Annotated in this window: 17 protein-coding genes; 4 read left to right on the top strand and 13 right to left on the bottom strand. The window is 36.0% G+C overall.

The annotated features are described in order from the left end of the window. Positions 1 to 127 precede the first annotated feature (127 nt). The gene (locus HMPREF9699_RS02875) at positions 128 to 508 is read left to right on the top strand and encodes a TraR/DksA family transcriptional regulator (protein WP_002662276.1); all 381 of its coding nucleotides are present in this window, start codon (positions 128 to 130) and stop codon (positions 506 to 508) included. A gap of 90 nt (positions 509 to 598) precedes the next feature. Here the strand turns inward: HMPREF9699_RS02875 and rpsB are convergent, their stop codons facing one another. The 3 genes from rpsB to rplM all read right to left on the bottom strand — a co-directional run bounded on the left by rpsB (position 599) and on the right by rplM (position 2394). Further along, positions 599 to 1342 (bottom strand): 30S ribosomal protein S2, encoded by a 744-nt coding sequence (gene rpsB / locus HMPREF9699_RS02870; RefSeq protein WP_002662275.1) that lies wholly within the window; start codon positions 1340 to 1342, stop codon positions 599 to 601. A gap of 201 nt (positions 1343 to 1543) precedes the next feature. Then, positions 1544 to 1930 carry a 30S ribosomal protein S9 gene (gene rpsI / locus HMPREF9699_RS02865; protein WP_002662274.1) on the bottom strand — a complete coding sequence of 129 codons (387 nt, stop codon included), beginning with the start codon at positions 1928 to 1930 and terminating at the stop codon, positions 1544 to 1546. 8 nt (positions 1931 to 1938) lie between these two features. Continuing rightward, positions 1939 to 2394 carry a 50S ribosomal protein L13 gene (rplM, locus tag HMPREF9699_RS02860; protein ID WP_002662273.1) on the bottom strand — a complete coding sequence of 152 codons (456 nt, stop codon included), beginning with the start codon at positions 2392 to 2394 and terminating at the stop codon, positions 1939 to 1941. Positions 2395 to 2522: 128 nt separating this feature from the next. Between rplM and ruvC the strand changes: the two genes are divergently transcribed. Further along, positions 2523 to 3080, top strand: coding sequence for a crossover junction endodeoxyribonuclease RuvC (gene ruvC, locus HMPREF9699_RS02855; RefSeq protein WP_002662272.1), 558 nt, complete (start codon positions 2523 to 2525; stop codon positions 3078 to 3080). Between the two features lie 47 nt (positions 3081 to 3127). Here the strand turns inward: ruvC and HMPREF9699_RS02850 are convergent, their stop codons facing one another. From HMPREF9699_RS02850 to HMPREF9699_RS02825, 6 genes are all read right to left on the bottom strand, one after another. Beyond that, positions 3128 to 4057: an NAD(P)-dependent oxidoreductase gene (locus tag HMPREF9699_RS02850; protein ID WP_002662271.1), complete on the bottom strand. Its 930-nt coding sequence runs from the start codon at positions 4055 to 4057 to the stop codon at positions 3128 to 3130. A 2-nt stretch (positions 4058 to 4059) separates the two neighbouring features. After that, positions 4060 to 4572: an acyl-CoA thioesterase gene (locus tag HMPREF9699_RS02845; protein ID WP_002662270.1), complete on the bottom strand. Its 513-nt coding sequence runs from the start codon at positions 4570 to 4572 to the stop codon at positions 4060 to 4062. Positions 4573 to 4584: 12 nt separating this feature from the next. Next, positions 4585 to 5160, bottom strand: a complete 576-nt coding sequence (locus HMPREF9699_RS02840; protein ID WP_002662268.1) for an HU domain-containing protein — start codon at positions 5158 to 5160, stop codon at positions 4585 to 4587. Between the two features lie 250 nt (positions 5161 to 5410). Further along, positions 5411 to 5887, bottom strand: a complete 477-nt coding sequence (locus HMPREF9699_RS02835; protein WP_002662267.1) for a hypothetical protein — start codon at positions 5885 to 5887, stop codon at positions 5411 to 5413. 74 nt (positions 5888 to 5961) lie between these two features. Then, on the bottom strand, positions 5962 to 7239 hold the full coding sequence (metK, locus tag HMPREF9699_RS02830; RefSeq protein ID WP_002662265.1) for a methionine adenosyltransferase: 1278 nt from the start codon (positions 7237 to 7239) through the stop codon (positions 5962 to 5964). Positions 7240 to 7495: 256 nt separating this feature from the next. After that, a complete protein-coding gene (locus tag HMPREF9699_RS02825; RefSeq protein ID WP_002662263.1) occupies positions 7496 to 7957 on the bottom strand; it encodes a lipocalin family protein in 462 nt (153 codons plus the stop codon). Between the two features lie 337 nt (positions 7958 to 8294). On the opposite strand from HMPREF9699_RS02825, the gene HMPREF9699_RS02820 reads away from it, so the two are divergent. Both HMPREF9699_RS02820 and HMPREF9699_RS02815 read left to right on the top strand, forming a co-directional pair. Next, positions 8295 to 8654 (top strand): hypothetical protein, encoded by a 360-nt coding sequence (locus tag HMPREF9699_RS02820; RefSeq protein ID WP_245946080.1) that lies wholly within the window; start codon positions 8295 to 8297, stop codon positions 8652 to 8654. A 114-nt stretch (positions 8655 to 8768) separates the two neighbouring features. Beyond that, positions 8769 to 9524, top strand: coding sequence for a glycosyltransferase family 2 protein (locus HMPREF9699_RS02815; RefSeq protein WP_002662259.1), 756 nt, complete (start codon positions 8769 to 8771; stop codon positions 9522 to 9524). 47 nt (positions 9525 to 9571) lie between these two features. Here the strand turns inward: HMPREF9699_RS02815 and yajC are convergent, their stop codons facing one another. The 4 genes from yajC to HMPREF9699_RS02795 form a co-directional block, all read right to left on the bottom strand. Further along, positions 9572 to 9904 carry a preprotein translocase subunit YajC gene (yajC, locus tag HMPREF9699_RS02810; RefSeq protein ID WP_002662257.1) on the bottom strand — a complete coding sequence of 111 codons (333 nt, stop codon included), beginning with the start codon at positions 9902 to 9904 and terminating at the stop codon, positions 9572 to 9574. Between the two features lie 8 nt (positions 9905 to 9912). Further along, the gene (locus tag HMPREF9699_RS02805; protein ID WP_002662256.1) at positions 9913 to 10398 is read right to left on the bottom strand and encodes a DUF1573 domain-containing protein; all 486 of its coding nucleotides are present in this window, start codon (positions 10396 to 10398) and stop codon (positions 9913 to 9915) included. Between the two features lie 7 nt (positions 10399 to 10405). Beyond that, positions 10406 to 11311, bottom strand: coding sequence for a transcription antitermination protein NusB (locus HMPREF9699_RS02800; RefSeq protein ID WP_002662255.1), 906 nt, complete (start codon positions 11309 to 11311; stop codon positions 10406 to 10408). A 187-nt stretch (positions 11312 to 11498) separates the two neighbouring features. Next, positions 11499 to 11921: a DUF4279 domain-containing protein gene (locus tag HMPREF9699_RS02795; protein WP_002662253.1), complete on the bottom strand. Its 423-nt coding sequence runs from the start codon at positions 11919 to 11921 to the stop codon at positions 11499 to 11501. Positions 11922 to 11993: the final 72 nt, after the last annotated feature.

Below are 11993 nucleotides of genomic sequence, written 5' to 3'. Positions count from 1 at the left end.
GAATAAAATCGGCTTATTTTCTGTCATTTTCAGAAAGTTTTAATATCTTCATTACCTAGATAAGGAGTTGGAATAAAAATTGCTAACTCCAATGAAATAAAAAACCATTTTACTAAAGAATACAATTATGAGTACTGAAAGACAAAGATATAGTGACACTGATTTGCAAGAGTTTAAAGAACTTATTCAGCAAAAAATAGAGAAAGCAGAAATGGATTTGGCGAGAATTAATGAAAGCTTCATTAATGACCAAAATAATGGTACAGATGATACTTCTCCTACCTTTAAGGCCTTTGAAGAAGGAGCTGAAACGCTCAGTAAGGAACAGAATGCCATTTTAGCAGGAAGGCAAGAAAAATTCCTGAGAGATTTGCGTAATGCCCTCATCCGAATAGAAAATAAAACCTATGGGATTTGCCGTGTAACAGGTAATCTTATCCCTAAGGAAAGACTGAGAGCAGTACCCCATGCTACACTAAGTATAGAAGCAAAAAATAAGCAAAGATAGAAATGGGGAATATAATCTGATAAAAACTTTTTTCCTCTATTCACCACAAAAAAAGCCACCTTTTCAGGTGGCTTTTGATTTTATAAAAGATTAAGCATCTTTATCTTCAGAAACTTTTTCAGCATCTTTTGCTTTTTCTTTTTCTGCTTTTCTTTGAGACAATCCCTCTTTAATAGAGTCAGAAACTACTGAAAGAATCATATCTATAGATTTAGAAGCATCATCGTTACCTGGAATTACGAAATCTACTTTTCTTGGGTCAGAGTTCGTATCTACGATAGCGAATACAGGAATACCTAATTTCTTAGCTTCTGTTACAGCGATGTGCTCTCTCAAGATATCTACTACAAAGATAGCAGATGGAAGACGCACCATGTCAGCGATAGAACCTAAGTTTTTCTCAAGGTTTGCTCTTTGTCTATCTACCTGAAGTCTTTCTTTCTTAGAAAGCGTCTCAAAAGTACCATCTTTCTTCATTTTATCGATAGCGTTCATCTTCTTTACCGCCTTACGGATAGTAACGAAGTTGGTAAGCATACCTCCTGGCCATCTTTCTGTAATGTATGGCATGTTAAGTTCAGAAGCGTGCTTTGCTACGATTTCTTTTGCTTGCTTTTTAGTTGCTACAAAAAGTACTTTCTTACCAGCAGAAGTTAATTTTTCTAATGCTACACAAGCGTCATCTAATTTTACAGCGGTTTTATGTAAATCAATGATGTGAATACCATTTTTCTCCATAAAGATGTATGGAGCCATATTTGGGTTCCACTTTCTCGTCATGTGACCAAAGTGTACACCTGCCTCTAGGAGGTCTTTAACATTTGCTTTTGCCATGATTTTAATTAAATGTTAGTTTACTTTCCGCTTTTTTGGCAATCAACTTTACGATGAGTGGGAGTAAAGTTTGGGTGCTAAACATAACGGGCAAATTGTTATTAGCTTTAGGCTTCAAGCAATAAGCTTTAAGCTGTCAAGCGGTTTAAAATTGTTTTTTGGAATAAGCCTATTGCATAAAGCATAGGGCTTAAAGCATTTTTAACGCTTAGAGAATTGGAATCTCTTTCTTGCTTTCTTCTGTCCTGGTTTCTTTCTTTCTACCATTCTAGAATCTCTTGTAAGCAATCCGTGTGGTTTCAATGCCAATCTGAATTCTGCATTGATTTCACAAAGTGCTCTTGAAATTCCTAATCTGATCGCTTCTGCTTGACCAGTAATTCCTCCACCGAATACATTTACAGTAACATCATACGCTCCTACTGTTTCTGTAAGGATGAATGGTTGGTTTACTTTATATACCAAAACATCTGTACCGAAATATTCCTTTACATCTCTACCATTAATAGTGATTGCACCACTTCCTGGCTTTGCATAAACTCTTGCAACGGAAGTTTTTCTTCTTCCTATTTTATGAACTGTTGACATACCTTAGATTATTTAAATTCGGTTACATTAATGGTTTTTGGCTGCTGAGCTTCATGCTTATGCTCTGTACCTTCATAAAGATAAAGGTTTTTAAGAATTGCAGCACCTAATCTGTTTTTAGGCAACATTCCTTTCACAGATTTCTCAAGTACTTTAAGCGGATCTTTCTTCAATAATTCCGCAGCAGTCTGAGACTTCTGTCCACCAGGATATCCTGTATGCCAGATATAGGTCTTGTCATTCCACTTGTTCCCAGAAAGAGTAATCTTTCCTGCATTCAAAACGATTACATTATCTCCACAGTCTACATGCGGAGTAAAGTTCGTTTTGTGCTTACCTCTCAAAATCTTAGCAACCGTAGAAGCCAATCTTCCTAACGGCTGTCCTTCAGCATCTACCACAACCCATTCTTTATTAGCGGTAGCTTTGTTTGCTGATACAGTTTTGTAACTTAAAGTATTCACACTTTTTGTATTTAACGATTAAACATAATTCTCCCCTAACGGGTGTGCAAAGGTACATTTTTTTTACGAAATGCAAAAAAATATGACCATTATTTTTTTCTACCAATCCAAATGTACATATTTGTGGTATGGAAAAAGAAAAAATCATTCTCGGAATAGACCCTGGCACTACTGTGATGGGCTTTGGTATTATTTCGATTCAAAGAAATGATATTAAGCTCATCGCCATCCATGAATTAATACTGAAAAAATACCCTAACCATGCCACCAAACTCAAGTACATCTTTGATAAAACCCTTGCTCTCATTGATGAATATCTCCCTGACGAGGTAGCCTTAGAGGCTCCTTTTTTTGGAAAAAATGTTCAGAGCATGCTGAAATTAGGGAGAGCCCAAGGGGTGGCCATGGCGGCTAGTCTCTATAGAGATATCCCCATTACAGAATATTCTCCTAAAGAAATAAAACAAGCCATCACAGGAAATGGAAATGCAAGTAAAGAACAAGTAGCGGGTATGCTCCTCCATCTGTTACAACTGAAAGATTTCCCCACTGCTACTCTAGATGCCACAGATGGACTTGCCGTAGCGGTTACTCACCATTTCGCCCAATCGTCCCCGCTATCTAAGCTCAAAAAAGGAAATTCATGGAAAGCATTCCTTAAGAATAATCCTGATAGAATCCTATGATCTTCTTAAATATGGATGAGTACAAAAGAAAGATACAGCATCCATCATCACTCTCCCAGCTGGTCAATGATTTTTTCAGCGATGATTTCTGCCATTTTTATTTTACTCTGATGCGTCCACCCTGCAATATGAGGAGTGATAAGTGCTTTTTCGGAAGAAAGAAGATATTGTAACTCTTCGGATAGGTGGTCTAAATTTTCAAAAGAAGATTTTTCATATTCCAAAACATCAAGCCCCACAGCCTTTATTTTCCCCGATTTTAAAGCAGATGCTACCGCACTGGTTTTTACATTTTTCCCTCTTGCAGTATTAATGAGGTAGAAAGGTTTTTTCATCTTGGCAATGAAGTTTTCATCTACTAAATAGTGTGTAGATTCAGTAAGCGGGACATGAAGACTCACAATATCCGCTTGGCTATACAGCGTTTCCATATCCACTTGTGTAGCATACGCATCCTCTAGATGAGGAAGAATATCATGAAATATCACTTTACACCCGAAGCCAGAGCATCTTTTTGCCGTAGCTTTTCCCATATTACCATAACCGATAATCCCCACCGTCTTCCCCATAAGTTCGTCTCCACGGTTTTCTTCTCTGAGCCAAATTCCATTTTTCACTTCATGGGAAGCTATTTCCAAACGATGTACAAGCAAAAGCAACATTCCCAAAACATGTTCTGCTACCGCATCTCTGTTGCCCTCAGGAGAATTAATCAGTGTAATGCCTTTTAGTTTAGCCGTTTCTATATGGATATTTTCCATTCCGGCACCTACCCTAGCGATGAATTTCAAATTACTATTGAGCAAAAAATTTTCATCTATAGGAATTCTACTACGAATAATAATTCCTTGATAATCATTAATTTTATCAAGCACAGACTGATAATCCGAATGAAAATCATCTTCCACAATACACCCATGCTGTTCCAATCGGTTTTTTAAAACATGGTGATTACTATCCAACTGTAAGATTTTCATTGTTAATCTTCAAATAATTTTCTCAGTTCCACAGATTCTTTAGCAGACATTCTTCCTGATAGGATAAGGGATAGTTCTTTTCTTCGGAGTGCCGCCGCATGTCTCTCTTTTTCCAAATCAGTTTCTGGTATCATCTCAGGAATAGATAATGGCTTATTATATTCATCTACCGCTACGAAAGTATAAATCCCTTCATTGGTATGAATTTTTTCTCCTTTAATAGGGTCATCTAACCAAACATCTACATAAACCTCCATGGATGTAGAGAAGGCTCTAGAAACTTTGGATTCTAAAATTACGATCCCTCCTTCAGGAATAGGATGATTAAATGACACATGGTTTACCGAAGCGGTAACCACCCTTCTGGCACAATGCCTAGTGGCAGAAATGGAAGCACAGCGGTCCATTCTGGCAAGGAGTTCTCCTCCGAAAAGATTTCTGAGAGAATTGGTTTCATTAGGAAGTACAATATTGGTCATCACCGTAAGTGACTCTGAAGCTTTCTTAGGTTTCATTAAAGTATAAATTTATTTTTGAACGGTTTTAGAGGCTGGCTCTGTAGAAATATTGGATTTTTTGCCGAAAATAATTTCAGGTTGGGTCATTGCCACTATCCCTAAAATAAGAATAATGAGAAGGGTGATTAGCACCCAAATGGTACGCTTAGATGTGGTACTCTTTCTTTTATGCTCTAACCCACTGAGGTTAATGGTTTCAAGACCATAAAAATCAGGATTGTTTTTTACTATTTTTTCACCTTGCAGGATAATTTCATCTCCTACCCGGATAAATCTGCCTAATTTTTCTATGACCAAAGTTTCGCCATGATAGAGTTTTGTCTTCCAAACATCTATCGTTTCAGAGAAAAACTCTTCAGCGACCTTCGTATCCAAATTATTTTGTGAAGCAAAGGCTCTGATAAGCCCACTTCCTTCTGTACGATAATCAGCATGAAAGCAAATTTGCTGAGCGGGAGGAGAAAATATTTTGGTAGCCTCATCAAAGGCGGCTTCTGTTTTCTTTAATGTGAACACACCGAAGTGAGGTACCTTCGCCTTTCCGTTTTCAGCCAAATATTGTAAAATAAATTGTGCTACACTCATTCCACAAAATTACGGTTTTTTATAGTATGTTATGGGAAAATATTTTAACCTTGAACAAATTGAAAATAAAGGCCATCCATTCGTTCAAATCAATTATCATTTAAACTTTCACAAAAGGTTTAAGCAACCTAAAGCACCTGTCATCATTTAGGATAACCACATTGGAATTTCAAAAAAAAAGAAACCGAAGAACCTCCGAGATATTGAACTATTGACCCAAAAAATGCAATGAAATCTCCTTAAATTAAAATTACTCAAACACCACCAAGGGGATAGATAACCCCAAATTCATAGTAAAACCTTTTGGGAGATGGGCTCTGCTATTATAAGGAAACATATACCCCAAATCTATTTCAAGAAGCCCCAATAATGCAGCCCCTACTTTTGGGGTGATAAAATGGGTAGTAGCATCTACCCCCGCAACATAATATACAGCATGCGAAATATCCCTCCCTTTTTGATAATTAAATAAAATATCTGCACTGCCCTTAGGCATTACGGTAAAGGTACCATCATACTTTCCCATCAAAGCGGAGACCCCCAATCTGTATGCGATATCATCTTCTTTCAGCAATAGCACCCTTCCACCCAGCTCACCACCATGGTAGTTTTTATGGTAAGTATATCCTGCATTGACCAAATAATGTGCAGTATATTTCTGTGCAAACAAAGTAGATGTACCCAATAATAAAAAGAAAAAAGAGTACCATAAAAAGTGTTTTTTCATAAGAATATTTTTTGAAAAAAAATAATACAACTGCCCCATGTTAAACAATGAAGCAGTTGGTTTTGAATATTCATTTACAGCTGAAAAGCCTTTTTGATATCCTCTATTCGGTCTAGTTTTTCCCAAGTGAAAAACTCTAAATCTTTAATGGTACGCTCCTCTTTCGTACCCTTATTGAAAGTTTTATCTGCCACGAAATGCGTCCTCCCCATATGCCCATACGCTGCTGTCTCTTGGTAAATAGGATTTCTCAATTTTAGGCTCTTTTCAATAGCATACGGCCTAAGGTCAAATAAACCTTTTACGATATTGGCTATCTCACCATCATTCTTATCCACTTTGGAAGTGCCATAAGTATTTACATACACGCCGCAAGGCTCTGCCACCCCAATAGCGTAAGAAACTTGCACCAATACCTCATCTGCTACTCCTGCTGCTACTAGATTTTTAGCAATATGTCTTGTAGCATACGCAGCACTTCTATCCACTTTAGAAGGGTCTTTTCCCGAAAAGGCTCCTCCTCCGTGTGCCCCTTTTCCTCCGTAGGTATCTACAATGATTTTTCTTCCCGTAAGACCTGTATCTCCATGAGGACCTCCAATCACAAATTTCCCCGTAGGATTAATGTGATACTTTATATCCTCTGTAAAGAGTACCTGAATTTCGGGCTTTAGTGTTGATTTTACCCTTGGAATGAGGATTTCTATAATATCTTTTTTAATTTTTTTAAGCATCGTTGCTTCATCTGCAAATTCGTCATGTTGCGTAGAAATCACTATGCTATCTATTCTCACGGGTTTATGGTCATCAGAGTACTCTATAGTAACCTGAGATTTAGCATCTGGTCTCAGATAATCTATTTCTCCTGTTTTTCTCAATATGGAAAGCTCTTTGAGAATAGTATGTGCTAAGTCTAATGCCAGTGGCATATAGTTTTCCGTTTCATTTGTTGCGTATCCAAACATCATCCCTTGGTCTCCCGCCCCTTGGCTATTAGCACGGGTTTCAAAGTCTTCATTTTCCACAGCTCTGTCCACACCTTGGTTAATGTCAGGAGATTGTTCATGAATAGCAGAAATCACTCCACAAGAATCTCCATTAAACATATATTCCCCTTTGGTGTAACCTATTTTATTAATTACTTCTCTGGCAATGGATTGCACATCTAAATAGGCTTCTGATTTTACTTCTCCTGCCAGCACCACCTGTCCTGTGGTAACGAGCGTTTCACAAGCTACTTTTGAATTAGGGTCATACGCTAAGAAATGATCAATCAGTGCGTCTGAAATTTGGTCAGCTATTTTGTCTGGATGTCCTTCAGAAACGGATTCTGAGGTAAATAAATAAGGCATAATCTTTTTTTTAATGGTGGAAGAATGCCTGATTGCGTAACGAAGAGAATTCTGTTTTAGCATTTTTTCATGAGGTTGCAATCAGTCAAATTTTTCCTCTTTGTTTTTCTGATGCAAAAGTACAATGTATTTTCTTATTGACAAAATTTTTGGCATCTCAAATCTTGGCGGTCTATAGGCTTCAAAAAAATTGCCTTAGAAAAAAATCTAAGGCAATCCTAATCACTAAAAATTACTAATTATGAAAAAAAAATAACTATTCTACTCTATGGAGCGTGGTTACAATAGTAGTAATCACTTTAGTTTCTTCGTTTTGAGTAACGATTTTAAGATTCATCACATTAGCATTATGAAACGCGATATCTCCCTCTTGATGATCTGTATAAATAGACTGCATACTAAATTTCCCATCTCCACTTAATTGATAATTAAACGGTGTATCAAAATCTTCTACACAAGTGTCATGTCTTTTAGATTTCTTCACTAATCTTCCTGAAAAATCAGCGTTAAAAGTATAACGGGTACCTTGCTGACAATCATCCAAGGTATATAGCTCAGAAACTGCGGTATTCTGTAAATCCACTTGGGTAACCACCTCTTTCACTGGCTTCCAAGTACCTATGACAGAGAAGTTTTCTGCATTAGAAGTTTCTTCTCTACAAGAAAACAACATCGTCATCAGAAATGACAATACAAATAAATATACCGTTTTTTTCATCTTGAACTAAATTTGGGTTAAAAGTAAACATTTCTTTTCAAACCACGAACAAAACTATAAAAAAATATTCATAAAGATAGCTATTTTCAAGAGCAGTTAGTAGCCAAAAGAGATTCACTATGCTTTATTAGCTGATTGGCTGTTTTATTATTACTCTCAATTAAATAAAAAAAATCAAGCGGCAAGACGCTTAAAGAGTAACACATCACCGAAAAAAGATGTGCGTAAAAGTGATGATAAAACCCGAACAGTATAACATTTAGTTTCCTACTATTGGCATATTATTTGTCCGTATAGACCAATGTTTAAATTTAAAGTAAAGTATATGATTAAAAAAATGCTACTATCCACCATGATGGTTGTTTCAGGAGTTACAATGATAAGTTGTAATAGAGATGATGATAGAATAAACAAAGAAACGGAAAACTCCGAGATAGGAGCAATATCTTTAAAGGAATTTTCTCTGGAAAAAACAGAAATTTCTGTGAAAAGGGGAAAAACAGAAAAAATTAGAATCCTTTCTGGAAATGGGAACTATAACTACACTCAAAACCTTCAAGTAGCCATAATAAATCTCAGTAAGGACAAAGAATATTTAGAAATTACAGCACTTCAAGATGGAGGGACGGCTTCTACGCATGTTACTGATATAAAAAGCGGAAAAAGAATAAAAATAACTATTCACACTACAAAATAAAGTTTGAAAAAAGAGAAAATCTGAGTAATTTAGGCTCGGATTTTTTTATGATTTATAAGGAGCTGAGTATATATTTCCAAGAAATATTGCCTTACCTTTGCAAAAATACAAGCTATGCCTAAGATTTCCATCATTACTCCAAGCTATAACTGTGAGAAATTTCTTCCCGAAACCGTTACCTCTGTAACCAATCAAACTTTTGCGGACTGGGAATGGATTATCTGTGATGATGGCTCCACGGATGCCTCAAGAGAGATTTTAGCAAAAATTCAAGATCCAAGGGTAAAAGTACTCTATTCTAAAAAAAATCTAGGGGCAGGAAACGCAAGGAATGAAGCTCTAAAAGAGGCTACAGGAGATTTTATTACTTTCATTGATGCAGATGATTATTGGCATCCTACTTTTCTGGAGGAAATGACGAATTTCATGACGGAAAACCATGCAGAGCTGGCTTACTGTAATTATTCTCGATGCGATGAAAACATGAACCCTACCATTGGAGATTTTAAGGCAGATAAGGTGGTTACTTTTAATAATCTACTAAAAACTTGCAGACTATCTCTTCTGAGCAGCATGTATTCATGCAAAAGAATCGGGAAAATATACTTCCCTACAGGAACCAAAAGAGAAGACCATGTAATGTGGCTAGAAGTATTAAAAAAAATCCCTCAGGGATTACCCTACCCCAAAACATTGGCTAAATATAGAATGCACAGTAATAGTATAAGCAGAAAGAAACAGTCCATTGTAAAAGACCAATATTTAGTGTATAAGAAGCATATGAAATTCAGCACCTTGAAATCTCTATATTACACATGTCTTTGGGCGATAAACGGATTCATGAAATATTCTAAGATTTTTAATAGATAAAGGCTATCCTTATCGGATAGCCTTTATTCTTTGGTTTTGGTAAAATATTATTTCGTTTCTTTAGACTCTGTGGTATCAGGAAATCTATTTTGTGTAAATTCCCTCGAAATAGCAGCATGTTCAAACTTCAATTTTCCTGATAGCGTTTCTATTACCACACCATCGTCTTGAATCTGAGCTACTCTCCCATGAAGTCCAGAAGTGGTAACCACTCTTTGTCCTATTTTAAGGTCTTGCTGGAATTTTTTCTCTTGTTTTTGTCTTTTCATTTGTGGACGAATCATAAGAAAATAAAAACCTGCAAACATGGCTACCATCATGAGGAGCATAGTCATTCCTCCATCTTGTGGAGGTGCCGCTTGTAATATTGTCATTTTCATTTTTTCTATTATTTAGGTTGGATTTCAGCAGAGAAAGAAAGTACGATAGGGGCATTTTCTACATTTGCAAAGACCTCAGCAGATTTGTTTACTACCCCATCAAAAGAAGAAGAATCAAAACTAAGTACCACTTCTCCTTTTTGCCCTGGAAGAATAGGGTCTTTAGTAAAGCTAGGAGCAGTACATCCACATGCAGGTTTTACCTCTGTAATGATAAGCGGCTGATCTCCTGTATTAGTAATCTCAAAGGCATGATCTACCTTATCTCCCTTATTAATTTTACCAAAATCATAATGGCTCTGTGCCAAAACGACATGGGTAAGTGGATTCGCTTTTGCTTTAGCAAGTGATTCTTCATTCGGATTTACGGCTACCTCCGTATTTTCTACCTGTGTAGTAGTATTCGTCTCTTCTATGGTATCTGCTGGAATTTCTTTTTTTCCGCAAGAAATGGCTACTCCCAAAAGGATGGCCATAATGATGGACTTTTTCATAATGCTATTATAATCTTTGTTTTTCTTTTGTATATTGGTCTAAGATTCCATTGACAAAAATATTAGATTTATCAGTGGCATAGACTTTTGCTATTTCTATAAACTCATTGATGATGATTCTAGAAGGCGTCTGAGGGAAATAATCTAATTCAGTAATCGCGGTTACTAAAATCACTCTATCCATCAAAGAAACTCTATTCAGTTCCCAATTTTTAAGCAAAGGAGCGATCTTTTCTTCGGTAGTTTTCCAGTTTTTGATACTTTCCCAAAGGAGTTTGGTAGCAAATGTTTCGTCGGCCTCATTTTTTATCATTTTAATGAGTGTATGAGGGTTTTCTCCTTCTTTTAAAGCTCCTATAGTTTTCTGCACCATAGAATTGGCTATATGAATATCATCTGCCCAGCTTAGCTCCTTATCTTCCAAAATATCATGCAAGTCGTCATTTTCTGCGATATATCTCAAAAATAACTTTCCGATGAATTTTTGCTCGTCTTGAAAGCCACTCGCCTCCCTGCTAATATAATCCTGAAATCTCTTTCCTGCAACTATCTTCTTAAATGTTTTCACCAAGAATTCATCATGCAAGTCCCATTTCAGCTCTTGATGCTTACTGGTATAGGAAAGCCTTTCATAGTTTTCTTCAATGAGTCCCAAAACGCTATTATTAATAAATTTAGCATTCGGATGGAGCTTGTTTTCATCTTTTAGGAACTTTGTTTTTCCTATTTCTATCTGCTGCTCTGCCAATTGTTTAAGTGCTACCAAAAAGTTCAATTCATAGATGTAGAGGTTATAAATTCTCTCTATTCCTAAGAGCATCCTCTTTTGTAACTCATCATACGCGATAGGGTTTTGATAGTTAGCGTACAGTGTACAGACTACTTTTTCTCTTATTTGCCTTCTTCCCAGCATTTCAATGATCTTTTTAAGGTGCAAAGATAAGAAAAAAAGATTACCTCCTGAGCATTAAAAAGTTGGATAAGGCTTGATATTGGTTTAAAAAGCCTCCAAAGAAAAGTCATTTGCCATTCGTTAAAAGCTTATACTGACATTGAAAATTTGATCGGTTTTGATATTACTTGAAAACCATGAGCGTTTTCTAATCTAATGAAGGATAATAAATATCAATGTCAAATTCTACATTCACTTTTCGGATAAAGTCATTGTATCTTTTACTAAGATGAATCCATGGCGTTGATTCTTCTCTATTATTTAGAAAAATAGCACAAGAAAATTCACAATAGTACCTCTCTGATAACTCTTTTAAAACGAATATCTTCGGTTCCAGAACATCCAAAATTTTATCCATTTGATTATTAAAGTCATCTTTGTTTTCATAAGGAGTTCCCAAAATCCAAGCATTACTCTTTGAGACCCTATTAAATTTAGGATTCATCTTTTCACCTTTAACATATATCTTATAAGGCTTTATACCTAGTAGATTAGTAATATCTTCATGGGTGATATCTTCATAATCCCAGATGCAAAACCTTAGATTTACATCATTACTAATTTTACCCATAACTTAGTACATTTTACTAAAAACTATTGAGTTTAATCTTAATATATATTCTAATTTCACATTCATCAGTTA

Origin of the sequence: Bergeyella zoohelcum ATCC 43767, assembly GCF_000301075.1 — a bacterium.
Classification (GTDB): Bacteria; Bacteroidota; Bacteroidia; order Flavobacteriales; family Weeksellaceae; genus Bergeyella; species Bergeyella zoohelcum.
The sequence above is the reverse complement of the archived record's forward strand: the minus strand, read 5'-3'. Positions and strand labels throughout refer to the sequence as shown.